Genomic DNA, 26,655 nt, shown 5'->3' on the forward strand with positions numbered 1-26,655 from the left:
CTCCCGCCTTGCACGGCGTGGATCTAGCGGAACAGCGCGTTCAAGGCCGTGCCCGACGCCGCCTGCTGCAGGCCATCGAAGCGTCCGTCCTGCACGATCGGCTGGGTCGCCCGCATCAACCCAGCCCACGCGGCACGCGCCAGCGCACCGCCCAGGCTGACCCGGCGAACGCCAAGTGCGGCGATGTCCTGCAGGCTCAGTGCTGTGGGTCCAGCGACCAGCAGGTTCACCGGCTTCGAGCCCGCGGCGGCGACCACCGCGCTGATCTGTTCGCGCGTGCTGATGCCCGGTGCATACAGCACATCCGCGCCGGCCTCGGCATAGGCGCGCAGGCGCCGCAGGGTGTCCTCCAGATCCGGCACGCCAACGAAGAAATTCTCGGCCCGCGCGACCAGCAGCACATCGACCCCCGCGCGGTCGATGGCCGCACGTGCTGCACACAGTCGCTCGACCGCCTGCCCGATCGGCCGCAGCGGTGCATCGGCCACGCCGCTGGCGTCCTCGATCGACAGCGCCGCGATACCGGTGTCGACGGCCGCCGCCACCGCCTCGCCCACTGCCTGTGGCGTGGCGCCGAAGCCATCACCGAAGTCGGCATTCAACGGCAATGGGGTCGCTGCCGCCATCAGCCGCAGATGTTCCAGTGTGGCCTGCAGCGAAACCGCCCCATCCGGCCGCCCTTCACTCCAGGCGCAGCCGGCACTGGTCGTGGCCAGTGCCTGGAAGCCCTGCCGCTGCAGGTAGCGGGCGCTGCCCACGTCCCACGGATTGGGCAGCACGAAGCAACCCTGCGCGTGCAGCTGGCGGAAAAACGCGCGCTTTTGCTGTGTGTCGGCATCGGGCGAGATCATGGAAGGGCTCCGGGGCGGCAGACCTGCACCCTAGCCCGCCCAGCGGCCACGCTCAACGACAACGGGGCGCACCTGCATGAGGTGATGCCCCCTGCTTATTGGACGCTGTGGATGCGGGTGCCCGAGCGTGCTTGCCTGCCCACACGATGCCGCCACGGAGCCCTTCATGCACCCGGACCCGCAGACCCTCACCTACGCCGGCGATGATGACGCCCACTGGGCCGACCTGCTTTCGCCGGCACGGCGCCGCCTGATCGCTTCGGCGGGTCTGGCCGCTGGCGGCCTGGCCAGTGCCTCGACCGCCGCCGCAGCACCGCGCGGCAACGACGCGGTGAACACCACCGAGCCTGGCCGCCCCGGCTTCCGTGCCATCGTGCCGCCAGCACCGGAAGGGCGCAGCCCCTGGGGCCAGGCCACGGCCAGCGAACCGACCCCGCGCCCGGCCAGCGTGCGTCCCGGCGAGGCCACCCTGCCCGTGACCCCACGCGCCTACACCGACATCAAGAGCTATCACGCTCACATCTACTTCGATGAGGACAGCTTCGAAAAGGCCGCGCTGCTACGGCGCTGGGCCGCCGAGCGGTTCCCGGTGGAGCTGGGCAACTGGAACCTTGAGCCGCGTGGGCCGCATGTCACGCCCTCGTTCTATTTCGGCTTTACCAACGACCTGCTCCCCGTGCTGGTGCCCTGGCTGCAGCTCAACAGCCTGGGCCTGACCATCCTGATCCACCCCAATACCGGTGATGGCCGCGCCGACCACCTGTATTACGCGTTGTGGGTAAACCGCGCGCAGCCGGTGAATGCCTACAACTGGCCGGCACCGAAGCCTGGAGAACGGGAACCGCTGGAAGAGGTGTTCCCGAACGTGGTGCCGACGGTGCCGCTGGAGTCCTGACCCGCCTTTCCGGTGGGTGCGTAGCTTGCTGCGCAACCTGGGCCTGCCCTTCGGTGCGTACGTAGCTTGTTGCATATGGAACTTCCTTCATCCACGCATGGCGTGGATCTACTGACCGGCGGCCCCGTCGCCCGCGCTTGGCGCGGATCCCCCGGCGTGGCCCTTGCCGCCATCGTCGGCCTACGTGCATCCATCCCCCGCCCGCAAGGCATTCAGCGCGCCTTGATCCGCCGCCCCGCATAGGGCCGCAAGCGCTTCCGCAGATTTCAAACGGTCGATTGAAACGCTGCAAACTTCGCCGAACTGGACAGCATCCGCCGGTTCCGCCAGACTGCCGCCCTTTCCCGTCTTCCGGATCCCATGGCGAAGCTGCTGGTCCTGCACGGCCCCAACCTCAACCTGCTCGGCACACGCGAGCCGGAGGTCTACGGCCACACCACGCTGGCCGACATCGACCAGGCCCTGGCCAGCCAGGCATCGGCCGCCGGACACGCGGTGGAGAGCCTGCAGTCCAATGCCGAGCACGTGCTGGTGGACCGCGTGCAGGCCGCACGCGACGACGGAACCGCTTTCATCCTGATCAACCCCGCCGCCTTCACCCACACCTCGGTTGCCCTGCGCGATGCGCTGGCCGCGGTGGCGGTGCCGTTCATCGAGATCCACCTGTCCAACCCGCATACCCGCGAACCGTTCCGCCAGCACAGCTACTTCAGTGACAAGGCGGTGGGCGTGGTGTGCGGCTTCGGTGCCGACAGCTACCGCTACGCGATGGACGCGGCGCTGCTGCGGGTATCCGCCACCTGATTGTCGACCCGGGCGCCCACGGCGCTCTCCTCACCTAGATAGAAACCAAAGAGGCCCTCATGGATCTGCGCAAAATCAAGAAGCTGATCGACCTGCTGGAAGAGTCGAACCTGGCTGAAATCGAAATCAAGGAAGGCGAAGAGTCGGTGCGCCTGTCGCGTGCCCCGGTGGCCGGCTATGCCGCCCCGGTCGCCGCCCCGGTGTATGCCGCTCCGGCCGCTCCGGCGGCGCAAGCGATGCCGATGCAGTCGCCGACCGAAGCCTCCACCGGCGGCACCGCCAAGCCGGGCCCGGCACTGCCGGAAGGCCACGTGCTGCGCTCGCCGATGGTCGGCACCTTCTACGCCTCGTCCGCCCCGGACAAGCCGGCCTTCGTCACCGTTGGCCAGCAGGTCAAGGAAGGCGAGACCCTGGCCATCATCGAAGCGATGAAGATGTTCAACCCGATCGAAGCCGACACGTCCGGCACCATCGTCGCCATCCTCGGCGAGAACGGCCAGCCGGTCGAATTCGACCAGCCGCTGTTCGTGATCGGCTGAGGGGCACGCCATGCTCGACAAAGTCGTCATCGCCAACCGAGGGGAGATCGCGCTGCGCATCCTGCGCGCGTGCCACACCCTCGGCATTCGCACGGTGGCCGTGCACTCCACGGTCGACCGCAACCTCAAGCACGTGGCCATGGCCGACGAGTCGGTCTGCATCGGTCCGGCGCCGTCGCCGCAGAGCTACCTCAACATCCCGGCCCTGATCGCCGCGGCGGAAGTCACCGACGCCCAGGCCATTCACCCGGGCTACGGCTTCCTATCGGAGAACGCCGACTTCGCCGAACGCGTGGAGGAGTCCGGCTTCATCTTCATCGGCCCCAAGGCCGACACCATCCGCATGATGGGTGACAAGGTCGAGGCCATCCGCGCGATGAAGGCCGCCGGCGTGCCGTGCGTTCCCGGCTCGGGCGGCCCGCTGGGTGAGGACATCGTCGCCAACACCAAGATCGCCCGCGAGATCGGTTACCCGGTCATCATCAAGGCGGCAGGCGGTGGCGGTGGTCGCGGCATGCGCGTGGTGCACGCCGAAGCCTCGCTGAAGACCTCGATCGAAACCACCAAGAGCGAAGCCAAGGCCGCGTTCGGCAATGGCGAGGTTTACATGGAGAAGTTCCTGGAGAATCCGCGCCACGTGGAAATCCAGGTGCTGGCCGACGGCCAGGGCAACGCCATCCACCTGGGCGAGCGTGACTGCTCGATGCAGCGCCGCCACCAGAAGGTGGTGGAAGAAGCGCCGGCACCGGGCATCACCGCCGAGCAGCGCGAGCAGATCGGCAAGGTGTGCGTGGAAGCCTGCATCCGCATCGGCTACCGCGGCGCCGGCACCTTCGAGTTCCTGTACGAGGACGGCCGCTTCTACTTCATCGAGATGAACACCCGCATCCAGGTGGAGCATCCGGTCACCGAAATGGTCACCGGCATCGACCTGGTGGCCGAGCAGCTGAAGATCGCCGCCGGCCAGAAGCTGTCGATCAAGCAGAGTGACGTGGTGCTGACCGGCCATGCCATCGAATGCCGTATCAACGCCGAGGATGCAGAAACCTTCGTGCCGAGCCCGGGCACCATCACCGGCTTCCATCCGCCGGGCGGTCCCGGCGTGCGCGTGGACACCCACATCTACAGTGGCTACCGCGTGCCGTCGAACTACGACTCGATGATCGGCAAGCTGATCGTGCACGGCCCGGACCGCGAAACCGCCATTGCCCGCATGCGCGTGGCACTGAGCGAAATGGTGGTCGATGGCATCAAGACCAACGTCGCGCTGCAGCAGCGGATCATGCGCGACAAGGGCTTCCAGGCCGGTGGCCAGAACATCCACTACCTGGAAAAGCGCCTGGCCGAACGCAAGAACAAGCCGATCGCACTGACCTGATCGGCGCCGCGTGCTGGACATGAAAAGGGCGGGGATATCCCCGCCCTTTTCCGTTGCTGCAGCGCCGAGCCCATGCCCGGTGCTACAGCAGGCGCATCAGCGCTTGTCGGCAGCTTCGGCCGGGATCTGCGAGTTCGCCAGCGGACGCACGCCGTTGGGCGAGGTCGGGTCGACGATCACCATGGTCTCGGTCGAACCATCCGGCCACACCACCTGGAAGGTGCTGCCCGCCGGCAGCGACGCAAACGGCATGCCGCTCTGCGCCCGATAGACCGCGGCCACCTGGCTGGCACCGGCACGGCGCACGTCTTCCTGCGCCTTCACAGTAGTCAGTTCCACCTTCGACAGATGCCGGTAGCGATCTTCATAGGTATCGATCATCAACAGGCCAACGGCGCCGGCCGAGTAGGCCACGAACAGGGCCACCCAGAACCAGAACTTGGCCCCGTGCAGGAATCGGCGGTAGTTCATTGCTCGTTCCTCTTTCCAACCAATCGCTTGATCCATTCCTTCATCTTCCCAGCGCCCTGCCGCGATACCGCAGCGTCATACACGAAATCCCGGAAATCCTGCGTACCATCCTGCGAACAGATCCCTCCGTTCGCACAAAAACTGTTGACCAGCACACTGTCTGCCCCACACGGTAGACCGAGTTCGCAGGCCGCGAGCCGCCATGCGAGTTCACTCAGCTGCTCGCCCGCCACCAGCCCGCTGAGCGCGCGGTCACCCGAGGCACGCACGCCCATCCCCGGTGCGATGGCCATGAAGGCCTCCGGGTCACGCGAGGTGCGCACCCGTTCAACCAGGTCACGGCGGTACTCGGGGCTGTCCTGCAGCGGTTCGCCCTCGGCGAACAGCGCAGCCTCGGCAGCCAGGTTGCCCTGTGCAGCCGCCTTGCGCCGTTCGGACAGCACCAGGGCCGTGCCCAGCTTGTCGCCCGGCACGAACCCGCCGCAACGCTGCGCGACGCGTTCGCGCGCCTGCACCATCGCCGGTGCGGCAGTCAGGCCCAATCCGGCCAGCACGTTGTTGTCCAGGCGGTAGCCACCCGGATCGACCGCATACTGCGCGCAATAGTCGTAGACACGGCTGAGCATCCAGCGCGCCTCGTGATTGCCTTCGTCCGCCTGCGCACGCAAACGCTGCGCATAGGCGTAGAGGTCGGTGGCCTCTTCGAGATCAGCGCGGATATCCAGGGGCAGCCCGGACGGCAATGCACCGCCACGCTCGAAGGGTGCCAGCCGGCGCGCGAGCGCCTCCGGCATCACCGGCAGCGGTGCCGCACTGTCAGTGGCCGCCCCCCCAACCGCCAGATCCGCCGAGGCTACCGAAGAAGCCGGAGCATGGCCGCTGGCCCGATAACCGGCCACGCCCAGCACGGCCACGGCCGGCAGCACGAGCAACCAGGTTTTCAGGGTAGGAGCGAAGGCCATCGGCGGCGGCGGGCGATACGGCACACAGGAAAGCACGAAGTTTAGCAAGGCCCGACGGGCCTGTCTGAACGGGCTTCGTTCATCCGGGCACAGCATCTCAGGCAATACGGAGACGCTCCGATGGTCTAGCATGGCCCCCTTTCCCGCGATTGCCCCCACCACCATGCCGTTCCTGGAACTGACCCTGCGCTGCACCGAAGCCACCCAGCCCCGCTATGAAAATGCGCTGGAGGACGTGGGTGCACTGGCCGTGACCCTGCTCGATGCCGAGGCCGATACCAGCAACGAACAGGCCATTCTCGAACCAGGCGTGGGCGAGACCCCGCTGTGGGACACCCTGGTGCTGAGCGCGCTGTTCCCCGCCGACAGCAACGCGCTGTTGCTGCTGGCCGCACTGGAAGCCTTCGATCCAGAACTGGACTGGAGCAGCGGCAGCTTCCGCGCGGTCGAGGATGAAGACTGGGAACGCGCCTGGCTGGACCAGTTCCAGCCGATGGATTTCGGCAGCCGTACCTGGATCGTGCCGTGGAATCACGAACTGCCCGACGCCGCACAGGCCGCCGACGCCGCCGTGGTACGGCTGGACCCGGGCCTGGCGTTCGGTTCGGGTACCCACCCGACCACCGCACTGTGCCTGCGCTGGCTGGACCAGTTGGCCGTGGATGGCCTGCTGCAGGGCCAGCGCGTGCTCGACTTCGGTTGCGGCTCGGGCATCCTTGCACTGGCCGCGCTGAAGCTGGGCGCCGCTGAAGCCATCGGCGTGGACAACGATCCGCAGGCGCTGGTCGCCACCGCCGACAATGCCGAGCGCAACGGCGAACAGGCCCGCATGCACGTGTACCTGCCGCAGGACGAACCGGCCGCGACCTATCCGATCGTGGTCGCCAACATCCTCGCCTCGGCGCTGGATGCGCTGGCCGAACTGCTGGCCGCACGCGTCGCCGCCGGCGGCCGCATCGCCCTGTCCGGCATCCTGCATGGCCAGGAAGGCGAACTGCTGCAGCGCTACGCGGCCTGGTTCGATGATCTGCAGGCCACCCAGGACGGCGACTGGATGCGCATCACTGGCGTGCGCCGCGCCTGATCGTGGTTGAATGACCGCTGGATCCGAGCCCGCGCCCTGAGCATGTCCGAGCCGAACCCACCCCGCCGCCCCCTGGCCACCTTCCTGCGCAAGACCCCGGAAGGTGAGGTTGCGCCTGCGTCCGATCCGCGCATGCAGGATCAAACCGGGCAGACAACGCCTGTGGAGCAGGTGCAGGCCGAGCCCAGCAATCTGGCGCAACCACCGGCCACACAAATGCGACACGACGATGACGCTGTCATCGTTGCTGAAGCTGCAGCCATCGAACCGGCGCTGGCCGCGGTGCAGGCAACGGCGGTCACCAGCGATGCCCCCAGCTTCCTCGGCAGCGCACGCCAGCGCACGCTGCCAGCCCCCCGCTGGCACTGGCTGCTGGTCGCCGGGCTGGCGTTGTTGCTGGTCCTGCAGAGTGTGCTGGCCGACCGTGCGCGGCTGGCTGCCGACGCCGGCAACCGCGTATGGCTGGGTGCACTGTGTGGCGTGCTGCGCTGCAGCCTGCCCGCCTGGCACGAGCCCGCTGCATTCACCATGACCAGCCGCGAAATCCGCCCCTTGCCAGGCCAGGCCGGCGTGCTGCAGGTGCAGGCCAGCATCCGCAATGATGCGCGCTGGGCACAGGCGTGGCCGGACCTGCGGCTGTCATTGTCCGATGCCGATGGCCGGGTGATCGGCAGCGGCGTGTTCACGCCCGCGCAATACCTGGGTGAGAGCCCCGGCGCAGCCCTGCTGGAACCGGGCCAGAGCGCGCGCGTCGCGTTCCGGGTACAGGAGCCCGCTGCGTCCACCGTCGCATTCACCTTCGACTTTCTCTGACCGGGGGCAGGCGACCAGCCGTGGCAGGCCGGGCACGCTCGCGCTAGACTGGCCGCCACCACCTCGTCCGGCCGCGCGCTCCGCGCGCACGGGCCAACCGAATCGGGAACCCCCTTGAACGCTGTCCTTTCTCGTCCTGACAACAGTCGTGGCGCTCCCCGGCCACCGCTGCGTGAACACGTCGCCCAGTCCGTGCGCCGCTACCTGCGTGACCTTGATGGCTGCGATGCGGACGATGTCTACGAGATCGTGCTGCGCGAGATGGAGATCCCGCTGTTCGTGGAAGTGCTCAACCACTGCGAAGGCAACCAGAGCCGCGCCGCGGCGATGCTGGGCATCCACCGTGCCACCCTGCGCAAGAAACTGAAGGAATACGGCATCAGCGCGTAAGCGCGCGCGTGGGTGGCGCCAGCTGCTGGCGGGCAACCCAATGATGCACGATGGCACGATGTTGCAGTTGCCGGCCAGCGGCCGGCACTACCGGTAGATCCACGCCATGCGTGGATGGAAGCCGGCAGAATCAACCGCCGCCGCCCGCCTTCCAGTAATACCGCACCACGTGGAAGAACACCGGCGCGGCAAAGCACACCGAATCCAGCCGGTCGAGCATGCCACCATGGCCCTCGATCATGTGGCCCCAGTCCTTGATACCACGATCACGCTTGATCGCCGACATCACCAGGCCGCCCCAGAACCCCATCAGGTTGATCAGCAGCGACAGGCCGAACGCCTGCAGCGGCGTGAACGGGGTGATCCACCACAGCGCTGCGCCCAGCGCGCTGGCACTCAGCACGCCACCGACGAAGCCCTCCACCGTCTTCGATGGCGACAACTTGGGCGCGATCAGGTGCTTGCCCAACAACTTGCCCCAGATGTACTGCAGCACGTCCGAGGACTGCACCACGATCACCAGGAAGGCGAACAGCAAGACGTTGCGCGACGGATCATGGCCGGGCACGTGCAGGTTCAGCAGCAGCGGCACGTGCGAGATGCAGAACACGCAGATCATCAGGCCCCACTGCACCTTCGCGGTCCGCTCCAGGTAGTGCGTGGTATCACCGCCGATGGTCGACAGGATCGGCAGGAACAGGAACGCATAGACCGGAATCAGCAGCGTGTACATGCCGTACCAGTCGATCCACACCAGGTAGTACTGCCACGGCAGGACGATGTAGAACGCGGCCAGCAGCGCGTAGTAGTCGCCCGAGCGGGTCGGCGCCAGCGTGATGAACTCGCGCAACGCGAACAGCGAGATGATCGCGAACAGCACGATCACCCCGGCACGTCCGAAGAACAGCGCCAGCCCGACCACGATCGCCATCACCCACCAGGCGCGTATGCGTGACACCAGGTTGGCGATGACTGCACTGGGCTGGCCGCGCTGGCGCCAGCGCAGGGTCTCGGCCACCAGCGTGGCCAGCACCAGCACTGCCCCCACACCGGCAAACAGCAGGCCGGTCTGCTGGCCGACACTCTGCGTTGCCAGATCGCCAGATACATCCAGCACGAAACTCATGCACGACCTCCATTCGGCGCCAGGTCCAGCAGCGCCTGTCGGCTGCGGGCCAGGAAGGCGGCCTTGTCCTCGTCAGCCTGCAGCCGCAGCGGCGTACCGAAGGTGGCCGTGCACAGCAGCGGCAGCGGCAGGAACCGGCCCTTGGGCATCACCCGCTTCAGGTTGTCGATCCACACCGGCACGAACTCCAGTTCCGGTCGTTGCCGTGCCAGGTGGTAGATGCCGCTCTTGAACGGCAGCAGCGGCTCATCGCCCACGTTGCGCGTGCCTTCCGGAAACAGGATCAGCGAGCAGTCTTCGTCCACGGCCTCGCGCAGTACCTGCAGCGGATCCTGCTGACGATGCCCGGCCTCGCGCTCGACCAGCACACCGTTGAACACCGCGTCGATCAGGTAGCGACGCAGGCCGTCGCGCTGCCAATATTCGGCCGCGGCCACCGGGCGCACCTGCCGTCGCAATGCCGGTGGCATCGACGACCAGATCAGCACGAAGTCACCATGGCTGGCATGGTTGCCGTAGTACACGCGACGCTCGCTGGACGGCGCACAGCCGATCCACAGCGCGCGGGCGCCGGTCACCACATGGATCGCACCACTGCAGGCGCGGGCAATCAGTTCGGCAAGCATCGGTCCCTCCCGTTCACGTCTGCGGCCACAACACGGCCACCACCAGCAGTACGAACTGCACTGCGGTCAGCAGGTACTGGCGCAGCAGCAGGCGGCGCATGCCGGCCCAACGCGCATCCCAGCCGCGCAGTTGTGCAGCGCGCGAGGCACGGCGCAGGCCACTGTCGTGCAGCAGCTGATCGGTGCGGCGCGCGGCGGCTTCGTCGTGCAGGCCCTCATCGCGCAGCAGCTGCAGCAGGTTGGCATCCAGCCCCACACGCCACGCGTGGTAGGCCTGTGCGATGCCCGCGGCAACACTGAGCAGCAACAGCCCGGCAGCGATCATCGCCAGCCCCGTCTCGATGCCGAGCAGCAGCAACGCCACCAGCAACAGGCCCAGCGACAGGCATGCCGGCCAACGCCCCTGCCGCAGCAGCAGCTGCATGGTCGCCAGATCGGGAACAGTGCTCATGCGCGCGCTCCTGCTGCAGCGGTGATGGCATGCAGATGCGCCGCGCCCAGCACGATGCCGGGGCGTGCCACACGCACGATCGCGACCGCAGCGTCAGCATCGGCCGCACGACCGCTGCGCAGCAGCCAGGTGGCCACGCTGGCCGCACTGCGCGAATAGCCCAGCGCACAGCACACCAGCAACGGCCCGTGCGCATGGAGCCGCTCGATGGCCTCGACTGCCTCGCGCAGCTGCTCCGGCGTGGGCACTACCAGGTCCAGCATCGGCACACTGGCGTACGCCGCGCCTGGCGCGCGGCAGGACAGCTCGGCACAGGCATCCACCACGCCCGACAGTGGCGGCGGCAACGCGCCGTCGGGAATGCGCCCCAGCCACACGCCGTCCATCACCGGCACCGGCCGCGGCACACGCCGCGTCCATAGCCGCGAATTGATCCAGGCTGCACCCAGGTACGGCGCCAGCAGCCAGCGCGCGGCCACGGTCAGGCGACCATCGGCGCGTTTCTGGAACACCGCCGTACCCAGCCCGGCATAGGCCAGCGCCACCAGCAGCAGCGACACCACCGGCCACAGCAGCCAAAGCGCCGTGCCCCCCAGCACCACCACCGGCACCAGCAGCACCCCCGCGCCCAGCAGATAGAACGAGGCCAGACGCCAGCGCTTTGGATCACGCGCCGTGCGCCAGGCCCGCAGTGGCGGCGTGCCCTGCTCGGGCCACAGCCAGACGCACAGCCAGCCGGCCAGCAGGCCGGTCGGGATATCGATGAAATGATGCTGGAACGTGGTCAGCACCGAGACGCCGATCAGCAGCGCCCACACATGCAACACCCAGCGCCACACGCCGTGCAGATACTGCGCGAACTTCACCCACAGCACGATCAGCAGCACGATGTGCAGCGACGGCGCCTGGTTGAACGGCTTGTCGAAACCCAGCAGCACATCGAACAGCCAACCGAACACGCCGCCGATCTCCGGCCGCTCGAAGCTGAAGCGCAGTGGCCACAGCAGGAAACAGGTCACCGCGATCAGCTGTGCACTGAGCAGCCGCAGCGCGTGCCGGTCCAGTTCGAGGCGCTGACGGCACAGGAAGAACGAGACCGCATAGAACAGGTCGATCGACCAGTACGGCACAATCGTCCACGGCACGAACGGGATGCGTGTCTCCCACGCGAACGCCATCACCGGCAACGCAGCGTGGCGACCGGCCATCCAGTTGGCGAAGCCATAGCTGGCGAAGAAGAACGGGCCCAGCAGGGCCAGCCACAGCAGGGCGCGCCGCCAGGGGCGCCCTTCCGCGGCCAGCGGGGTTGCAGCGAGTGTCGCCATCACGCGGTCCGGCGTGCCAGCGACACGGTGAAGATGCCGAAGTCGTCGATACGCTGCGCCACCTTCTCGAACCCGGCCAGGCGTACCAGCTCATCCATCTCCTGCTGGGTACGGCGACGCATCACCCACGCCGCGCCGCCACGGTGGCTGGTCAAGGCCCGCGCGATGAATTCCAGCTGCGGGTGCCAGGGCTGGCCGGTGTAGGCCAGATAGCCGCCCACTGGCACTGCCGCAGCGATGCCCTGCAGCGATCGCAGCACCGCATCGTTGTCGGGGAACAGCTCGTACAGGCCGGACACCACCGCCAGCGTCGGCGCCGGGTCCACCGTGGCCAGCTGTGCCGGGTCGAACGCATCGCCCTGCTCGAAGCGCGCAATGTCGGCCGCACCGAGGCGCTCGATCAACGCCTGGCCCTGGGTCACGTTCAAGTCGCTGAAATCACGCAACACGATGCGGTCGGCGCGCTGTTCGTCCTGGCCCAGCGCTTCCAGCACATAGCGGCCATGGCCGGCGGCCACGTCCAGCACGCGCACCGGCGTGCCCTGCCCGCGCAGGCGCTGGGCAGCATCGCGCAGCAGTTCCTGCAGGTGCTGGCCACGGATGCGGATGCCGCGCCAGCCGATTGCGTCCAGGTAATTGCGGTCGACCATGCGGCCCAGCGGGCCCTTGCCGCGCGCTTCGTTGCGATAGATGTAGTCAAGCGTGCTGCCGGAATCGAAACCGGTCCGCAGGCCCAGCGCAATGCCTTCGGACAGCGTGCCAGCGAAGCGCAGGCCGCCGCGCACCACACGCCAGCGCAGGTCGGCCAGGCTGTTGCGCTCCGGTGGCCAGGCCAGGATCTCCGATTCCTCGAAGGTCGGTCCATGACGGTGCGCGTCGCGCCGTGACAGCTCGCGCAGCGGCTCGGCAAAACGCGCCTGGATGAAGCTGCGGATGCGCGCCAGTGCTGGTGCACGATCGCGCTCGCCCAGCGTGTCGTGGAAGAAGCCCGGCAGGTGCACGCGCTCCTTGATCGGGCTGGACAGGCGCTCGTAGAAGCGGTCCTGCGGGCCGCGATGCACCACGAAGTCCGAACCGGACACCAGCAGCTGCACCGGCACGCTGATGGCCTGCGCATCGGCGACGATGCGGTCAGCCGCTTCGTACAGGCCCAGCAGCACGCGCACCGAGATCGGCCGGGTGATCAGCGGATCGGTACGGTAGCTTTCCACCCGCGCCGGATCGTGGGTCAGCCACTGCGGCTTGACGTAGCTGTTGACGAAGAAGTTGCCGCGCAGCTTCTGCATCAAGGCCAGGCCCGGGCGTGCGAACGGCACGTACAGCTTCACCTTGAACGCCGGCGAGGCCATCACCAGCGCGCGCAGGCGTGGCGCGTAGTCGTGCACCCAGGTGGCGGCGACCACGGCACCCACGCTCTGCGCGATCACCACGATGTCTTCCACCGCGATCCCGTGCTCGGCACCGATGTGGGCAATGAAGCTATCGAGGTCGCGCACCAGCGCCGGGAAGCCCGGTGCATCGCCACGTGCGCCCGGCGAACGGCCATTGCCGCGCGCATCCCAGGCGAAGAAGGCGGTGTCGGGCAGGTCCAGCTCATCGACCAGGTCGGTGACCCGGCCGGAGTGCTCATGGCCGCGGTGCAGCAGCACGATGGCCTTGGTGGCCGGCGTTGCGGTGGTGCCCGCCCAGTACCGGTAGAACAGCGGTACCTGGTCGAAGCTGTGGAATTCCCGTTCCTGCGCCTGACGCATGCAATCTCCTGATTGTCTTCTTGTATCTGCTTGATTAATTCGGCGAAACCGCTGCTTCCCGCAGTCCCCGACGGACGCGGTTGACCATCGTCAGCACGCACAGCACCGCCATGACCGCGGCCACGCCAGTGACCGTCATCGCGCCAACCCACTCAAACGCCAGCAGCAAGCCCAGCGCACCGATCACGAACGCGCGGTCGCTCTTGCCCATCGGGCCGTCATAGCGGCGGCTGGCACCGACCATCAGCCCCAGCACCCCGGCGTACTCGCTCAGGGCCGCGGTCCAGGCCAGCAGCCACAGCATCTCGGGGCGCACGCCCGGCACGCTGAGCAGGCTCAGGTACAGCGCCGCATCGGCAATCACATCGCACAGCTCGTTCAGATAGGCGCCCAGCCGCGACTGCTGGCCGAACTCGCGGGCCAGCATGCCATCCACCGCGTTGAGCGCCATGCGCAGCAGCATCCACAACGGCAGCAGCAGGTACAGCAGGGGCTGGGCCGGCGCGCAGCACCAGACGGCGGCGGCCACCAGCAGCGAGACCACGGCAGCGGCCACGGTCACCGTATTGGCAGTGATCCCCATGCGGTACAGGCCGCGTACGGCTGGACGCAACAGGTCCTGGAAACGTCCTTTCAATGCATAGATCGACATGATCCGTACCCGCTGATCCTTGGCAGTGCGGGCACAGCCTACCCCATCGTTGGCAGATTCCGACAACCCTGCTCTGGTCCGCAGGCCAGCCCCCGGATCGGGCCGGATCGGTGTGCCCGACCCGGCCTTGCGTCGATCGCCATGGCAAATTACCCCTTCCAGCGCCCGCCACCGGCCCCCACCGCCTACAATATCGGCCCCGCTCCGCTGCCGATTCTGTCCCATGACTGCCGATCTGTTGCCCGTCCGCCGGGCCCTCCTCTCCGTTTCCGACAAGACCGGCCTGGTCGAGCTGGCCACTGCGCTGGCCGCACGCGGCGTGGAGCTGCTGTCCACCGGCGGCACCGCCAAGGCGATCCGCGATGCGGGCCTGGCCGTGAAGGACGTGGCCGACGTCACCGGTTTCCCGGAAATGATGGACGGCCGGGTCAAGACCCTGCACCCGATGGTGCACGGCGGCCTGCTGGGCCGTTCCGGCCTGGATGATGCGGTGATGGCTGAGCACGGCATCGGTGCCATCGACCTGCTGGTGCTGAACCTGTACCCGTTCGAATCGGTCACCGCCAAGGCCGACTGCACCCTGGCCGACGCGGTCGAGAACATCGACATCGGCGGCCCGGCCATGCTGCGTTCGGCGGCCAAGAACTTCGCCCGCGTGGCAGTGGCCACCGACCCCTCGCAGTACGCCGAGCTGCTGGCCTCGCTGGACGCCAACGACGGCCAGCTGTCGGCCAGCACCCGCTTCGCCTTCTCGGTGGCTGCGTTCAACCGCGTCGCCCAGTACGACGCGGCCATCAGCAACTACCTGTCGGCGGTCACCGCCACCGACGCCGCCGTGCCGGCGCGTGCCGAGTACCCGGCGCAGATGAATTCCACCTTCGTGAAGGTGATGGACCTGCGCTACGGCGAAAACCCGCACCAGAGCGGCGCGTTCTACCGCGACCTGTACCCGGTGCCGGGCACCCTGGCCACGTTCCAGCAGCTGCAGGGCAAGGAACTGAGCTACAACAACCTGGCCGACGCCGATGCGGCGTGGGAATGCGTGCGCCAGTTCGATGCACCGGCCTGCGTCATCGTCAAGCACGCCAACCCGTGTGGCGTGGCCGTCGGTGCCGGCAACGGCGATGCCTACGAGCTGGCCTACGCCACCGACCCGACCAGCGCCTTCGGCGGCATCATCGCCTTCAACAAGCCGCTGGACGCCGCCACTGCCAAGGTGATCCTGGACCGCCAGTTCGTGGAAGTGCTGATTGCCCCGGACTACGAGCCGGCCGCGCTGGAATACGCGCAGAAGAAGGCCAACGTGCGCGTGCTGCGCATCCCGCATGGTGATGGCCTGAACAACTTCGACAGCAAGCGCGTCGGCTCGGGCCTGCTGCTGCAGTCCTCGGACAACCGCGGCATGACCCGCGACGAGCTGAAGGTGGTCAGCAGGCTGGCGCCGACCGACAAGCAGTTCACCGACCTGCTGTTCGCCTGGAAGGTGGCCAAGTTCGTCAAGTCCAACGCGATCGTCTATGCCAAGGACAACCGCACCATCGGTGTCGGTGCCGGCCAGATGAGCCGCGTCTACTCGGCCCGCATCGCCGGCATCAAGGCCGCCGATGCGAACCTGGTGGTCGAGGGTTCGGTGATGGCCTCCGATGCGTTCTTCCCGTTCCGGGATGGCATCGATGCCGCTGCCGCCGCCGGCATCAAGGCGGTCATCCAGCCGGGCGGCTCGATGCGCGATGCCGAAGTGATCGCCGCCGCCGACGAACATGGCCTGGCGATGGTGTTCACCGGCGTGCGCCACTTCCGCCACTGATCCGCATCACGAAGCCGGGCCCTGCCCGGCTTTTCTCTTCCGTACCCGAGAACCCTGTCCCATGAAGATCCTCGTCATCGGCTCTGGCGGCCGCGAACACGCCCTGGCATGGAAGCTGGCCCAGTCCTCCCGTGTCACCGAAGTGATCGTGGCACCCGGCAACGCCGGCACCGCCAGCGAAGACAAGTGCCGCAACGTGGCGGTGAAAGTCACCGACATCGACGATCTGCTGGCGCTTGCCCAGGCCGAAGGCGTGGCACTGTCCGTGGTCGGCCCGGAAGTGCCGCTGGTGGCCGGCGTGGTCGACCGCTTCCGCGCCGCCGGCCTGCGCATCTTCGGGCCGACCGCCGCCGCCGCGCAGCTGGAAGGCAGCAAGGCCTACGCCAAGGACTTCCTGGCCCGCCACAACATCCCCACCGCGTTCTACGCCGTGCACACCGACGTGGACGCCGCGCTGGCCTACATCCGCGAGAAGGGCGCGCCGATCGTGGTCAAGGCCGATGGCCTGGCCGCCGGCAAGGGCGTGATCGTGGCGATGACCCTGGCCGAAGCCGAGGACGCGGTACGTGACATGCTCTCGGGCAACGCGTTCGGCGATGCCGGTGCGCGCGTGGTCATCGAGGAGTTCCTCGACGGCGAGGAAGCCAGCTTCATTTCGATGGTGGACGGCGTGCATGCGCTGCCGATGGCCACCTCGCAGGACCACAAGCGCGTCGGCGACGGCGATACCGGCCCCAACACCGGCGGCATGGGCGCCTATTCGCCGGCCCCGGTGGTGACGCCGGAGGTGCATGCACGGGTGATGCGCGAGGTGGTGAACCCCACCGTGCAGGGCATGATCGCCGACGGCATCCCGTTCACCGGCTTCCTCTACGCCGGCCTGATGATCGATGCCAGCGGCGCGCCGAAGGTGATCGAATTCAACGTGCGCTTTGGCGACCCGGAAACGCAGCCAGTGATGCTGCGCCTGCAGTCGGACCTGGTCGAGCTGGTGGAAGCCGCCATCGATGGCCGCCTGGACCAGATCGAGGCACAGTGGGATGCGCGCCCGTCGCTGGGCGTGGTGCTGGCGGCCAGGCCGTACCCGGAAGCGCCGATCACCGGTGACGTGATTTCCGGCCTGGACGACGTGCCGGCCACTGCCAAGGTGTTCCATGCGGGGACTGCATTGGACGCGCAGGGCCACGTGGTCAGTGCCGGCGGTCGCGTGCTGTGCGTGGCCGCACTGGGCGACAGCGTGCGCGACGCGCAGGCGAATGCCTATGCCGGCGTGGCCAAGGTGACCTGGGCCAACGAGTTCCACCGCAACGACATTGGTTGGCGCGCGATCGCACGCGAGGGGTGAGGCCTGGTAGATCCACCACGCAGCCTCCTGCATGGAACCAGATCACGGATTCTGGGAGTTTTCACCGTCCTCGGCATGGAAGCCGGGACGGTGCGCTTCGGAAAGAGGCGACGCACATCAAGCGAAGGAAATTACGCTGAGTGAATCCGCTATTTCGCCGAGTCAAGATAACGTTTCCAGTTCTCGAAGAGACGCGCAACATTCTGCTCATGTGAGTGCGCAGTCGGATCATACCCATCAGAAGCTGGCATGTACCTGACAAAGCTCTCCAGAGACTCCGGGTAATCAAAATCAGCGTAGATCCTCTCAACCTCTCCGAGCGGATCAGCAATCTCATCGCGCTTGGCGTAAGCGTCCGCGAGAAATGCAACAAGCCATCTTCTGAGAATCTCATCCTCGTTTGAGTTCTTATCGAATGCCGCCAACTGCGCAGCTACGCTATTACGCTCATCGGGAAAAGCCCCTTCAAGTCTTTCAATCAAGGCGTTCAGATTGAACTTCTCTTCCAGTTCCTTCTGCTCCGACGCGCAGTGCTTCACAACCTCAAAGTCAATCAGATGGCGCCCCAGTGCCCACGCCACCTCGGTCTGACTCCAGGGTCCATAGGGCTGAATACAGTCATACGTTCTCATGTAGACACTCACTTCTTGTTTGGTATTCCGTTCATGCTGCCACCTTCCAAAAATCTTTGATGGGTCAAGTCGCCAGCCTTGTCGACTATGTATTCAAATCGACCGGCCTTTCCATTGAGTTCACCTGGCAGCTGAGTCAGAGTGCGGACCACGCCGTCACCCCCTGTCAATGGAGTATGAACACCCGCTTCTGCAGCGGTCTCTCGCATAAAGGTCGCCGAATTGTGCCCAGCGTCGGCTTTGAGTGCACTTCCCACAGGTCGGGAATTCAAAAGTGCCCGACCTTCAACACTCAGAGCTTTGGATGCCGCCACACCTGCTCCACCGGCACCTGTAACTCCTGCGATATCAGCAGCGATACTGGTAGCTGCTGATACGACACTTGGATTGGCCATCGCAACCATGCCAGCTTCGATCAGCACTGGGGCAGCCATTGCCGCTGTAACAGCGATTGCAGCCGGTCTCATCGGCTCGTATACGGCGCCATTTCCGGCAGCAATATCCCTCCGATGCCGCTCAACGAATCGCTCTGCGGCCTGCCTTCCATCCGCATCGACGAACCTGTAGGGATTCCCGTTCGCGTACCGATACCTATTGAACTGCTCAACTGGCTTTTGGTGAGCGGTGACTGGGTCCACTGACAAAAACACACCCAGTTGTGGATCCATGTAGCGCTGTTGCATGTAGCTCAGCCCTGTGGCCGAGTCGCTCACATGTCCGGCGTACCCAGGTCCATCCGTGACCTGACCGCCTACCACGGCCCCGTAGGGCTCGTAGTCATATCGTTTGATGACGTTGCCGTTGGCATCGCTTTCGGCCACAACCGAGCCGAGGGCATCAGTGTGAATGTATGTGATCGTTGTCTGGGCGATTGCGGATGGTGACAGGCCAAGGCCCATCAGCAGCAAGCAGCACAGCCAAGCGCCTATAGCACCAAGCTTGCGAGTTCGATCTTCAAATGCCCCCCGAAGCGGGTCGACACACCGCCTGCAGTTCCCCCGAACCTGCGCATCATTCCAATCCATGAAAGAGCCTTGAAGCAAGGCTTGGCATTCATAGCACAGGAAGGCAGTCATCGGAGTCCAACTCCAGGACTGAGGCCAAAATGACCATTCTGAATTGGACCAGGCCCTGGGCTATAAACCTCGCGAGGGATTGAACGGCCACCGGAAGCGCATGACTGCCAGCCATGGGCTGGTACTACTGAATCCGCCGATCAGCGGCCGGCATTACCAACTGCCATGCCGGCCAAACGAAAAGCCCCGACCAACGCCGGGGCTTTTCATCAGAACGGGTTCCGGAAATAGGAACCGAACCTAAGATCTATGCCTTACGCGGTGAACAGCGCCTTCATCTTCTTCAGCGCGTTCGCCTCAACCTGGCGGATGCGCTCGGCCGACACGCCGTACTCGTCGGCCAGCTCCTGCAGCGTCACCTTGCTGTCGGCGTCCAGCCAGCGACGGCGGATGATGTCGCGCGAGCGAGCATCCAGTTCGGCCAGGCCTTCGCGCAGCAGCTGCATCTGGTTGTCTTCGCTGTCCTCGCGCTCGTAGGCCATCGACGGGTCTTCGTCATCGGCAACCAGGAACGCAGCCGGCGACGGCGGTGCGTGTTCGTTGTCCTCGTCGGTCGGCGCGTCGAAACCGATATCGCGGCCGGACAGGCGCGACTCCATTTCCATGACTTCGCGCTCGGACACGTTCAGGTCCTTGGCCACCGCGCTCACTTCCGCCGCGTTCATCCAGCCCAGGCGCGTCTTCGACTTGCGCAGGTTGAAGAACAGCTTGCGCTGCGCCTTGGTGGTGGCGACCTTCACGATGCGCCAGTTCTTCAGGATGAACTCGTGCATCTCTGCACGGATCCAGTGCACGGCGAAGGAGACCAGGCGCACGCCCATGTCCGGGTCGAAGCGCTTGACCGCCTTCATCAGGCCGATGTTGCCTTCCTGGATCAGATCGCCCAGGGCAAGGCCGTAGCCGTTGTAGCCGCGGGCCACGTGCACCACGAAGCGCAGGTGCGAATGCACCAGCTCGCGGGCGGCGTCCAGATCGTTGCCGTCGCGGAAGCGACGGGCCAGGTCCTGTTCGTCATCGACCGACAGCACCGGGATCTGGTGCACGGCACCGATGTAGGCGTCCAGCGAACCGAGCGCACTGGGAATCGGGAGATTGTTTGCCACAAGGGCAGTAGAGGTGTTCTGGCTCATATGCACCCATCTTAGCAGTCCGGGATTTGGACTGCTAAAGGAGGAAAAAGTTCCAGCATCCTATTGATGCAACACTGGTCCCAAACAGAGCCCTACCGTAGCGCGATTTGATGACAGTGGCGAGCGCGCTTTTCGGGATTCAAAATCCCTTGGAATTCAAGCAATTACCTGCCGGAAACCGGCCGATTCCGGTCAAGCGGAGCTGAACGGGCCGTTCTGGAGGCCCATTCAGGCCGGGAACGTTGTCCGGCGTTCAGGTCCGGCCGCCAGCCGGCGCTCAGAGCACCGAGCGCGGCGGCAGCGACCAGTCGATCGGGGCCTGGCCGCGACGCTGCAGGTACTCGTTGGCCATCGAGAAATGGCGGCAGCCGAGGAAGCCACGATGGGCCGACAGCGGCGACGGATGCGGGGCCTTCAGAACGCGATGGCGACGGGTATCAATGACCTTGCCCTTCTGCTGCGCGTAGGCACCCCAGAGCATGAACACCAAGCCTTCGCGTTCGCGGTTGAGCACGTCCACCACGTGATCGGTGAAGCCTTCCCAGCCACGGCCCTGGTGTGCGCCGGCCTTGCCCTCCTCCACCGTCAGCACGGCATTGAGCAGCAGCACGCCGCGTTGCGCCCACGGGATCAGGCAGCCGTGGTCCGGGCGCGGGATACCGAGATCGCTCTCGATCTCCTTGTAGATGTTCAGCAGCGACGGCGGCACCGGCACGCCCGGCGGCACCGAGAAACTCAGGCCATGCGCCTGGCCACGGCCGTGGTACGGGTCCTGGCCGAGGATCACCACCTTCACCTGCTCGAATGGCGTGGCGTCGAACGCGGCGAAGATCTGCGGGCCGGGCGGGAATACCGCCGCGCCACTGGCCTTGCGCTGGCGCAGGAAGCTGGACAGCTCGCGCATCTGCGGCTGCAGGAGGTAATCGCCGACATGCTGCTTCCAGCTCGGTTCCAGCTGGATCGTCGGGGTGTCCGCTACTTCATCAATCATTGCACCACTTCATCGAATCAGGGGTCCATCGTTCAACCGGGCCAGGCGAAGCTGGAACAGCACCTTGGTGACCAGCAGCCGTTCTTCGATCGGCTTGAGTACCAGGTCGTTGGCGCCGGACTGCAGCAGCCCGGTCTGGTTGTGCGGGTTGCCGTCGCCAGTCATCACCAGCACCGGCAGGCGGCGCTTGCCGTAACCGAAGTCCACGCGCACGCGCTGCACCACGTCGCGGCCGCTCAGTTCGCCCTTCAGGGTGACGTCGGTCAGCACCAGGTCGATGCGATGGCGGCTGCGGCCCAGCGACTCGGCGGTGAGCAGGGTGAACGCCTCTTCGGCGCTGACCACGTGCAGCACGTTCAACTGCTGGCGTTCGAGCATGCGCTTGGTGGCCTCGGCCACCACGCGGCTGTCCTCGATGTAGAGGATGGTCGCGCCGGGAATGGTCTGCGGCTGCACATAGCCGCGGATGAAGGTCGCCAGCGCCTCGTGGCCCAGCGCCTTGTCGAAATAGTCGGTGACGTACTCGGTGAAGCGACGCTGCTCCAGATGCTGCTGGGCATCGCCGGACACCACGATCACCGGCACGTAGGCCTGGCCGGCCGCTTCGCGGATCATCCGCGCCAGCGCCAGGCCGTCGCCATCACGCAGGGTCAGCGAGGTGGTCACCAGGTCCACCGGGCCCTGCGCCAGCGCCTGCTGCGCATCCTCGATGCTGTCGCAGCCAATCACCTCCACGCCCGGCAGGTCGCGCTGCAGGACGTCGGCGATCAGCTTGCGGACCAGCTTCGAGCCATCGACCACCATCACCCGCGTCGCGGGCCCTTCAAGGTGCTTCAGCGCTTGCGGTTGCATGCCGGTCTCAGGTGTCGGTCGGTCGGGTCTGGCGCAGGAAGTGGCCGGTGACCAGCCACGCACCCAGCCAGCCCAGCAGCAGCGTGCCGAGCAGGACCAGGCCACCGTGCAGCAGGTCCAGGCCGTGCAGCACGAACGGGCTGCCGTAGCTGCGCGAGAGTTCGGCCAGCGGCACGCGCAGCGCGGCACCGGCGGCGCCGATCAGGGCCAGCGCAACCGCGCCGGCGCCCAGGCCATACCACGCACCCAGGTACAGGAACGGGCGGCGGATGAAGCCATCACTGGCGCCGAGCAGCTGCAGCACGCCGATCTCTTCGCGGCGGGCCTGGATGTCCAGGCGCACGGTGTTGCCGACCACCAGCGCGGCACCCGCGCCGAGCAGCACCGACAGCACCTGCACCAGCCGCGCGCCGAACGCCAGCCAGGCATCCAGGCGCTGGCGCCACAGTGCATCGTGCTGCACCAGGTCGGCCTCGGGCAGGCTCTCCAGCGCGCGTGCCAGGCGCGCGTCGTCCTTGCCCTGGCCGGGGGTGATCACCAGCAGCGAGGGCAGCGGGTTGTCATTGAGTGCGTCGATCGCCTCGCCGAGGCCGGCGTCGCGCAGTTCCTGCAGGCCCTGCTCCGGCGTGCGCACGTTCACTTCGGCCACGTCGTCGCGGTCGCGCAGCTGGCCAGCCAGGCGCAGCGCGCCGGGGCCATCGACGTTGCCCTTGAGGAACACGTTGATGTCGCGTGATTGCTGCACGCTGCCGGCGAACTGCTTGAGGTTGTCCAGCGCGATCGACAGGCCCAGTGGCAGTGCCAGCGCCAGCGCCATGACCATCACCGTCAGCAGGGTCGCCCACGGCTTGCGGCAGGCACGGCCCAGGCTGAACACCACGCTGTGCACGTGGTGCTGGAACCAGACGCCCACGCGCGAGGGGGCGGCGGCTTCGCTGTTTTCGTTCTTCGCCATGGTTACTCCGCCAGGTCGTGCGGCGAGATGTCATCCACCAGCCGGCCGTGGTCAAGGATCAGCACGCGCTTGCGCATGCGGCGCAGCAGCGGCAGGTCGTGACTGACCACCAGCACGCTGGTGCCGCGCGCGGGCAGTTCGGCGAACAGGGCCATGATCTCCGCCGCCAGGGTCGGGTCGAGGTTGCCGGTCGGCTCATCGGCCACCAGCAGCTTGGGCTCGCCGACGATGGCGCGGGCGATGCCCACGCGCTGCTGTTCGCCGGCCGACAGCTGCGAGGGCAGCGCCTTCTCGCGATGGCCCAGGCCCATCCGCTCCAGCACCGAGCGCACGCGCTTGCTGATGTCGCCACGGCGGGTGCCGCGCAGGATCAGCGGCAGCGCCACGTTCTCGGCGATCGAGCGGTCCATCAGCAGGCGGTGGTCCTGGTAGACCGCACCCACCGCGCGACGGTGGCGGGGCACATCGCCGCCACGCACCTTCAGCAGGTTGCGCTCGTCGAACACCACCGCGCCACGGCTGGGCCGCTCGTCCAGGTGGATCAACTTGAGCAGGGTGCTTTTGCCCGCACCGGAATGGCCGGTGACGAACAGCATCTCGCCCGGCGCGACCTCGAAGCTGACATCGGTCAGCGCCTCGTGGCCACCGGCGTACTGTTTGCTGACATTGTCGAAGCGCAGGACACTCATGCCCCGATTATGCAGGACCGGCGCGACGTCGTGGAGACGATGGGTGCCGACCGGCCCGGCCTGGTGGGTGCCGACCGTTGGTCGGCACACCTTTCAAAGCCACCCGACCAACGGTCGGGTGCTACCCGCTGATCGGCAGCGCCGATCAGCTGCCCGACAGCATCCGGCGGATCTTGCGGCCGATGCGGGTCAGGAACGAATCGCCGGTATCAGCAGCCGTGCGCACCGGCTTGGCCACCACCTGCACCGGCGTGACCGGGCTGGCGCCATTGCCGGCGGCGTTCTGCACGCCCTCGGCACCCTCGACCGGACGACCGTGGCGACGGCGGCGGCGCTTGCGCGGCTTGTGCTCGCCGTCCACCGCACCTTCCGGTGCGCCTTCGGCACGCGGGGGACGCGGCGGACGCGGGGCCTGGGCAGCGGCGCCTTCGGCACCGGCGGCCGGCGCGGCAGCGCCCTGCTCGCCTACCGCGCGTGGCTTGCGCGGGCCACGCGAACGGCGTTCGCCGCTGCGCTCACCGTCACGGCCACCACGGCCACCACCACCACCGCCGGAACGGCCGCCACTGCGGCCACCGCCCCGACGCTCTTCCTCGGCGGCGCGGGCTTCGCGCGCTTCACGGAAGATCTGGCCGACGCTTTCGTTGTCCTCGCCTTCCTCGCCTGCAGCCGGGGCCGGGCGTTCCGGGCGCGGCAGCGGGGTCAGCAGTTCCTTGGTAACCGGCTCGGACGGAATCTTCTGCTCGATATAGGCCTCGATGTCCGGCAGGCCCATGGCGTAGCGCTCGCAGGCGAAGCTGATCGCGTCGCCCTCTTCACCCAGGCGCGCGGTGCGGCCGATGCGATGCACGTAGTCTTCGGCGTCGAACGGCAGGTCGTAGTTGTAGACGTACTTGATGCCGTCGATGTGCAGGCCGCGCGCAGCCACGTCGGTGGCCACCAGGATTTCCAGCTGGCCCTTCTGGAAGCGGTTGAGCAGGCTCTCGCGCTTCTTCTGCGGCACATCACCGGACAGCACGCCGACACGGTAGCCGGCCTTTTCCAGCGAACGCGCCACGCGCTCGACGAACACCTTGGTGTTGACGAAGACCATGGTGCGCGCGCCTTCGCTGCGCGACAGCAGGCCCAGCAGCAGCGGGATCTTCTCGTCGTCGGCCGGGAAGTAGATGCGCTGGCGCACGCGCGCGGCGGTGATGGTCTCGGCTTCGACCACCAGCTTCTGCGGTTCGTTCATGTGCTCGTAGGCCAGCTCCAGCACGCGGTGGCTGAGGGTGGCACTGAACAGCAGGGTCTGGCGGGTGGTGCGCTCGGGCATGCGGCGCAGCAGGAAGCGGATGTCCTTGATGAAGCCCAGGTCGAACATGCGGTCGGCTTCGTCCAGCACGCAGATCTCGCAGGCGTGCAGCGACACCACCTTGTGCTGCTTGACGTAGTCGATCAGGCGGCCCGGGGTGGCGATGATCACGTCCACGCCCTGCTGCAGCAGCTCGCGCTGCTTGTCGTAATCCACGCCGCCGTAGACCAGGGCGAAGCGCAGGCCCAGGTCGGAACCGAACTTCACCGCATCCTTGTGGATCTGGATGGCCAGCTCGCGGGTCGGGGCGAGGATCAGCGCGCGCGGATCTTCCGGCTTGCGATCGGCCAGCGCCGGACGCGTCAGCAGGCGGTTCACGACAGCGACCAGGAAGGCCAGGGTCTTGCCGGTGCCGGTCTGGGCCTGGCCGGCAACGTCACCACCGGGCAGCGCGACCGGCAGGGTCAGCGCCTGGATCGGGGTGCAGCGGGTGAATCCGGCTCCTTCAAGACCGGCCTGCAGGGCCGGATGCAGCTCGAAGGAGGAGAAGGTCAAATCGGTCAGCGGTTTGTCGCTCATGAGTCCGTCTTGGTATGGCCGCCGGCCCGTGGGGCGGCTGGCACTTCAGCGTCTGGGGGCACCGTCGCAAACTGCGGCCCCTGCGGCGGGTTGGCAGGCTGGGACCACCCGGTCCGCGCGCCGCACAATGCCCCAGTTTACCGCACTCGGGCAGGCAAACCGGAATGCGGCGTCTCATGGCATCCAGAGACGCTACCTTCACCCAGCCACACCGGACTTGAACGGCCTGCCCGGGTTCGCTGGTGTCGCCCACTGCCAGCCCCATGTACAGGAAGACAGTGAAATCCGACACATACCGGCGATCGAAGCGATCACGATACGCTGGGTTCCAACCGGCGCCTGTCCCTGCCCTGCGATAGGGGTACACTGCCGGCCGTGAGCGTCCAGGCATCCCGCCGAACGCACCGTGGCAGTGCGCCGCGAGGCAACGACGAGGGTCGCGCCACCGGGCATGGCCCAGTTCACCCACCTCCGGCATGGCCGGGTGCAATCCAAGACGAGAAACCAAGATGAGCGACAAGGTTGTACATGTCGGCGATGCCGACTTTGATAGCGCAGTGCTGAATTCCAAGGAACCGGTGCTGGTCGATTTCTGGGCCGAGTGGTGTGGCCCGTGCAAGATGATCGCCCCGGCGCTGGACGAACTGGCCGATGCCTACCAGGGCCGCGCCAAGATCGCCAAGGTCAACGTTGACCACAACCGTGCGCTGGCCGCCAAGTACCACGTGCGTTCGATTCCGTACCTGGTCGTGTTCAAGGACGGCGAGAAGGTCGGCGAGCAGATCGGTGCGGTGGGCAAGGCCCAGCTGGCCGGCCTGCTGGACAAGGCCCTGGCCTGATCCTGCGGTTCTCCGGCAGCCGCCGAACGCGGCTGCCGGCGGCGCCCCTGCGCCCATGATGAATGCTGTTCCCGGCGACCCTTGCATGGCGCCGCAGGCCGATGATAGTGTCGGCATATCCGGCCGCGTTCGCGTGCCGCACCCTCTGGACGCAGTTTCTTCCAGACCCATTCCCAACGTTCGCCGCCCCAGCCGGGCGCTCGCACCTTCAAGCGAGGAATAACGCTCTTGTCCGATAACACTTCCGAAACCGGCAGCGCCGATGCGCCCGCCGAAAAGCGTGTGCGCAAGCCCCGCGTGAGCAAGGCCGCCGCCCCGGCAGCCGCCGAAACCAGCGCCGCTCCGGCG

Annotated in this window: 27 protein-coding genes; 10 read left to right on the top strand and 17 right to left on the bottom strand. The window is 66.8% G+C overall.

Translation table 11 applies throughout. The annotated features are described in order from the left end of the window. Positions 1 to 23 precede the first annotated feature (23 nt). A complete protein-coding gene (locus tag N5C25_RS11000; protein ID WP_279936935.1) occupies positions 24 to 851 on the bottom strand; it encodes an isocitrate lyase/phosphoenolpyruvate mutase family protein in 828 nt (275 codons plus the stop codon). A 166-nt stretch (positions 852 to 1,017) separates the two neighbouring features. Here N5C25_RS11000 and N5C25_RS11005 point away from each other — a divergent pair, with 166 nt between their 5' ends. The 4 genes from N5C25_RS11005 (at position 1,018) to accC (ending at position 4,467) form a co-directional block, all read left to right on the top strand. Further along, positions 1,018 to 1,746 carry a DOPA 4,5-dioxygenase family protein gene (locus N5C25_RS11005; protein WP_279936936.1) on the top strand — a complete coding sequence of 243 codons (729 nt, stop codon included), beginning with the start codon at positions 1,018 to 1,020 and terminating at the stop codon, positions 1,744 to 1,746. Between the two features lie 360 nt (positions 1,747 to 2,106). Beyond that, the gene (gene aroQ, locus N5C25_RS11010; RefSeq protein WP_005411251.1) at positions 2,107 to 2,550 is read left to right on the top strand and encodes a type II 3-dehydroquinate dehydratase; all 444 of its coding nucleotides are present in this window, start codon (positions 2,107 to 2,109) and stop codon (positions 2,548 to 2,550) included. A gap of 59 nt (positions 2,551 to 2,609) precedes the next feature. Further along, on the top strand, positions 2,610 to 3,089 hold the full coding sequence (gene accB, locus N5C25_RS11015; RefSeq protein WP_019660824.1) for an acetyl-CoA carboxylase biotin carboxyl carrier protein: 480 nt from the start codon (positions 2,610 to 2,612) through the stop codon (positions 3,087 to 3,089). A gap of 10 nt (positions 3,090 to 3,099) precedes the next feature. Continuing rightward, positions 3,100 to 4,467, top strand: coding sequence for an acetyl-CoA carboxylase biotin carboxylase subunit (gene accC / locus N5C25_RS11020; RefSeq protein ID WP_019660825.1), 1,368 nt, complete (start codon positions 3,100 to 3,102; stop codon positions 4,465 to 4,467). A 96-nt stretch (positions 4,468 to 4,563) separates the two neighbouring features. On the opposite strand, the gene N5C25_RS11025 is transcribed toward accC, so the two are convergent. Together N5C25_RS11025 and N5C25_RS11030 are read right to left on the bottom strand one after the other, a co-directional pair. Next, complete coding sequence (locus tag N5C25_RS11025; RefSeq protein WP_010481078.1) at positions 4,564 to 4,938, bottom strand: hypothetical protein; 375 nt, start codon at positions 4,936 to 4,938, stop codon at positions 4,564 to 4,566. Further along, positions 4,935 to 5,900 (bottom strand): hypothetical protein, encoded by a 966-nt coding sequence (locus N5C25_RS11030; RefSeq protein WP_021203258.1) that lies wholly within the window; start codon positions 5,898 to 5,900, stop codon positions 4,935 to 4,937. The genes N5C25_RS11025 and N5C25_RS11030 overlap by 4 nt, the downstream gene beginning before the upstream one ends. A 163-nt stretch (positions 5,901 to 6,063) precedes the next feature. On the opposite strand from N5C25_RS11030, the gene prmA reads away from it, so the two are divergent. The 3 genes from prmA (at position 6,064) to fis (ending at position 8,187) form a co-directional block, all read left to right on the top strand. Continuing rightward, complete coding sequence (gene prmA / locus N5C25_RS11035) at positions 6,064 to 6,984, top strand: 50S ribosomal protein L11 methyltransferase (protein WP_058979295.1); 921 nt, start codon at positions 6,064 to 6,066, stop codon at positions 6,982 to 6,984. A 42-nt stretch (positions 6,985 to 7,026) separates the two neighbouring features. Next, complete coding sequence (locus N5C25_RS11040; RefSeq protein WP_251101986.1) at positions 7,027 to 7,797, top strand: DUF3426 domain-containing protein; 771 nt, start codon at positions 7,027 to 7,029, stop codon at positions 7,795 to 7,797. Between the two features lie 114 nt (positions 7,798 to 7,911). Beyond that, a complete protein-coding gene (gene fis / locus N5C25_RS11045) occupies positions 7,912 to 8,187 on the top strand; it encodes a DNA-binding transcriptional regulator Fis (protein ID WP_005419706.1) in 276 nt (91 codons plus the stop codon). A 130-nt stretch (positions 8,188 to 8,317) separates the two neighbouring features. On the opposite strand, the gene N5C25_RS11050 is transcribed toward fis, so the two are convergent. The 6 genes from N5C25_RS11050 to N5C25_RS11075 are packed head-to-tail and all read right to left on the bottom strand — an operon-like array spanning position 8,318 to position 14,118. After that, complete coding sequence (locus N5C25_RS11050) at positions 8,318 to 9,313, bottom strand: phosphatidate cytidylyltransferase (protein ID WP_010481069.1); 996 nt, start codon at positions 9,311 to 9,313, stop codon at positions 8,318 to 8,320. Then, entirely contained in the window at positions 9,310 to 9,939 is a 630-nt protein-coding gene (locus tag N5C25_RS11055; RefSeq protein ID WP_021203255.1) for a lysophospholipid acyltransferase family protein, read from the bottom strand. Before N5C25_RS11055 ends, N5C25_RS11050 begins: the two co-directional genes overlap by 4 nt. A 13-nt stretch (positions 9,940 to 9,952) precedes the next feature. Further along, positions 9,953 to 10,390: a hypothetical protein gene (locus N5C25_RS11060; protein ID WP_279936937.1), complete on the bottom strand. Its 438-nt coding sequence runs from the start codon at positions 10,388 to 10,390 to the stop codon at positions 9,953 to 9,955. Beyond that, a complete protein-coding gene (locus N5C25_RS11065; RefSeq protein ID WP_279936938.1) occupies positions 10,387 to 11,715 on the bottom strand; it encodes a phosphatase PAP2/dual specificity phosphatase family protein in 1,329 nt (442 codons plus the stop codon). The genes N5C25_RS11060 and N5C25_RS11065 overlap by 4 nt, the downstream gene beginning before the upstream one ends. Continuing rightward, positions 11,715 to 13,466 (bottom strand): bifunctional alpha/beta hydrolase/class I SAM-dependent methyltransferase, encoded by a 1,752-nt coding sequence (locus N5C25_RS11070; protein WP_279936939.1) that lies wholly within the window; start codon positions 13,464 to 13,466, stop codon positions 11,715 to 11,717. The genes N5C25_RS11065 and N5C25_RS11070 overlap by 1 nt, the downstream gene beginning before the upstream one ends. A gap of 34 nt (positions 13,467 to 13,500) precedes the next feature. After that, positions 13,501 to 14,118: a CDP-alcohol phosphatidyltransferase family protein gene (locus tag N5C25_RS11075; RefSeq protein ID WP_005411264.1), complete on the bottom strand. Its 618-nt coding sequence runs from the start codon at positions 14,116 to 14,118 to the stop codon at positions 13,501 to 13,503. Positions 14,119 to 14,341: 223 nt separating this feature from the next. On the opposite strand from N5C25_RS11075, the gene purH reads away from it, so the two are divergent. Both purH and purD read left to right on the top strand, forming a co-directional pair. Further along, positions 14,342 to 15,925 carry a bifunctional phosphoribosylaminoimidazolecarboxamide formyltransferase/IMP cyclohydrolase gene (gene purH, locus N5C25_RS11080; RefSeq protein ID WP_058978831.1) on the top strand — a complete coding sequence of 528 codons (1,584 nt, stop codon included), beginning with the start codon at positions 14,342 to 14,344 and terminating at the stop codon, positions 15,923 to 15,925. Between the two features lie 61 nt (positions 15,926 to 15,986). Next, positions 15,987 to 17,270, top strand: a complete 1,284-nt coding sequence (gene purD / locus N5C25_RS11085) for a phosphoribosylamine--glycine ligase (protein ID WP_279936940.1) — start codon at positions 15,987 to 15,989, stop codon at positions 17,268 to 17,270. Between the two features lie 149 nt (positions 17,271 to 17,419). On the opposite strand, the gene N5C25_RS11090 is transcribed toward purD, so the two are convergent. The 8 genes from N5C25_RS11090 to rhlB form a co-directional block, all read right to left on the bottom strand. Next, complete coding sequence (locus N5C25_RS11090; RefSeq protein ID WP_164222562.1) at positions 17,420 to 17,851, bottom strand: DUF2247 family protein; 432 nt, start codon at positions 17,849 to 17,851, stop codon at positions 17,420 to 17,422. Positions 17,852 to 17,910: 59 nt separating this feature from the next. Continuing rightward, a complete protein-coding gene (locus tag N5C25_RS11095; protein ID WP_279936941.1) occupies positions 17,911 to 18,978 on the bottom strand; it encodes an RHS repeat-associated core domain-containing protein in 1,068 nt (355 codons plus the stop codon). Positions 18,979 to 19,232: 254 nt separating this feature from the next. Continuing rightward, complete coding sequence (rpoH, locus tag N5C25_RS11100) at positions 19,233 to 20,108, bottom strand: RNA polymerase sigma factor RpoH (RefSeq protein WP_005411269.1); 876 nt, start codon at positions 20,106 to 20,108, stop codon at positions 19,233 to 19,235. Positions 20,109 to 20,385: 277 nt separating this feature from the next. Then, a complete protein-coding gene (gene ung / locus N5C25_RS11105; RefSeq protein WP_005411270.1) occupies positions 20,386 to 21,099 on the bottom strand; it encodes a uracil-DNA glycosylase in 714 nt (237 codons plus the stop codon). A gap of 9 nt (positions 21,100 to 21,108) precedes the next feature. Then, positions 21,109 to 21,951 carry a response regulator gene (locus N5C25_RS11110; protein ID WP_043034539.1) on the bottom strand — a complete coding sequence of 281 codons (843 nt, stop codon included), beginning with the start codon at positions 21,949 to 21,951 and terminating at the stop codon, positions 21,109 to 21,111. A 7-nt stretch (positions 21,952 to 21,958) separates the two neighbouring features. Continuing rightward, a complete protein-coding gene (ftsX, locus tag N5C25_RS11115; protein ID WP_019660838.1) occupies positions 21,959 to 22,906 on the bottom strand; it encodes a permease-like cell division protein FtsX in 948 nt (315 codons plus the stop codon). 2 nt (positions 22,907 to 22,908) lie between these two features. Then, entirely contained in the window at positions 22,909 to 23,595 is a 687-nt protein-coding gene (ftsE, locus tag N5C25_RS11120; RefSeq protein ID WP_058978837.1) for a cell division ATP-binding protein FtsE, read from the bottom strand. 145 nt (positions 23,596 to 23,740) lie between these two features. Continuing rightward, entirely contained in the window at positions 23,741 to 25,468 is a 1,728-nt protein-coding gene (gene rhlB, locus N5C25_RS11125; protein WP_065183232.1) for an ATP-dependent RNA helicase RhlB, read from the bottom strand. 509 nt (positions 25,469 to 25,977) lie between these two features. Here rhlB and trxA point away from each other — a divergent pair. Next, entirely contained in the window at positions 25,978 to 26,307 is a 330-nt protein-coding gene (gene trxA, locus N5C25_RS11130; RefSeq protein WP_005411275.1) for a thioredoxin, read from the top strand. Positions 26,308 to 26,655 lie beyond the last annotated feature (348 nt).

It is taken from the genome of Stenotrophomonas sp. GD03958 (assembly GCF_029839005.1).
In the GTDB taxonomy this organism is placed as follows: domain Bacteria; phylum Pseudomonadota; class Gammaproteobacteria; order Xanthomonadales; family Xanthomonadaceae; genus Stenotrophomonas; species Stenotrophomonas hibiscicola.

Bases quoted from the DNA above. Each gene is read 5' to 3' on its own strand.
- N5C25_RS11025 (WP_010481078.1), bottom strand. From the start codon at position 4,938: ATGAACTACCGCCGATTCCTGCACGGGGCCAAGTTCTGGTTCTGGGTG.
- purD (WP_279936940.1), top strand. From the start codon at position 15,987: ATGAAGATCCTCGTCATCGGCTCTGGCGGCCGCGAACACGCCCTGGCA.
- ftsE (WP_058978837.1), bottom strand. From the start codon at position 23,595: ATGAGTGTCCTGCGCTTCGACAATGTCAGCAAACAGTACGCCGGTGGC.
- N5C25_RS11000 (WP_279936935.1), bottom strand. From the start codon at position 851: ATGATCTCGCCCGATGCCGACACACAGCAAAAGCGCGCGTTTTTCCGC.
- accB (WP_019660824.1), top strand. From the start codon at position 2,610: ATGGATCTGCGCAAAATCAAGAAGCTGATCGACCTGCTGGAAGAGTCG.
- N5C25_RS11040 (WP_251101986.1), top strand. From the start codon at position 7,027: ATGTCCGAGCCGAACCCACCCCGCCGCCCCCTGGCCACCTTCCTGCGC.
- N5C25_RS11030 (WP_021203258.1), bottom strand. From the start codon at position 5,900: ATGGCCTTCGCTCCTACCCTGAAAACCTGGTTGCTCGTGCTGCCGGCC.
- rhlB (WP_065183232.1), bottom strand. From the start codon at position 25,468: ATGAGCGACAAACCGCTGACCGATTTGACCTTCTCCTCCTTCGAGCTG.
- N5C25_RS11070 (WP_279936939.1), bottom strand. From the start codon at position 13,466: ATGCGTCAGGCGCAGGAACGGGAATTCCACAGCTTCGACCAGGTACCG.
- purH (WP_058978831.1), top strand. From the start codon at position 14,342: ATGACTGCCGATCTGTTGCCCGTCCGCCGGGCCCTCCTCTCCGTTTCC.
- accC (WP_019660825.1), top strand. From the start codon at position 3,100: ATGCTCGACAAAGTCGTCATCGCCAACCGAGGGGAGATCGCGCTGCGC.
- N5C25_RS11050 (WP_010481069.1), bottom strand. From the start codon at position 9,313: ATGAGTTTCGTGCTGGATGTATCTGGCGATCTGGCAACGCAGAGTGTC.
- N5C25_RS11005 (WP_279936936.1), top strand. From the start codon at position 1,018: ATGCACCCGGACCCGCAGACCCTCACCTACGCCGGCGATGATGACGCC.
- N5C25_RS11110 (WP_043034539.1), bottom strand. From the start codon at position 21,951: ATGCAACCGCAAGCGCTGAAGCACCTTGAAGGGCCCGCGACGCGGGTG.
- trxA (WP_005411275.1), top strand. From the start codon at position 25,978: ATGAGCGACAAGGTTGTACATGTCGGCGATGCCGACTTTGATAGCGCA.
- N5C25_RS11065 (WP_279936938.1), bottom strand. From the start codon at position 11,715: ATGGCGACACTCGCTGCAACCCCGCTGGCCGCGGAAGGGCGCCCCTGG.
- N5C25_RS11075 (WP_005411264.1), bottom strand. From the start codon at position 14,118: ATGTCGATCTATGCATTGAAAGGACGTTTCCAGGACCTGTTGCGTCCA.
- ung (WP_005411270.1), bottom strand. From the start codon at position 21,099: ATGATTGATGAAGTAGCGGACACCCCGACGATCCAGCTGGAACCGAGC.
- ftsX (WP_019660838.1), bottom strand. From the start codon at position 22,906: ATGGCGAAGAACGAAAACAGCGAAGCCGCCGCCCCCTCGCGCGTGGGC.
- rpoH (WP_005411269.1), bottom strand. From the start codon at position 20,108: ATGAGCCAGAACACCTCTACTGCCCTTGTGGCAAACAATCTCCCGATT.
- N5C25_RS11095 (WP_279936941.1), bottom strand. From the start codon at position 18,978: ATGACTGCCTTCCTGTGCTATGAATGCCAAGCCTTGCTTCAAGGCTCT.
- aroQ (WP_005411251.1), top strand. From the start codon at position 2,107: ATGGCGAAGCTGCTGGTCCTGCACGGCCCCAACCTCAACCTGCTCGGC.
- N5C25_RS11055 (WP_021203255.1), bottom strand. From the start codon at position 9,939: ATGCTTGCCGAACTGATTGCCCGCGCCTGCAGTGGTGCGATCCATGTG.
- N5C25_RS11060 (WP_279936937.1), bottom strand. From the start codon at position 10,390: ATGAGCACTGTTCCCGATCTGGCGACCATGCAGCTGCTGCTGCGGCAG.
- prmA (WP_058979295.1), top strand. From the start codon at position 6,064: ATGCCGTTCCTGGAACTGACCCTGCGCTGCACCGAAGCCACCCAGCCC.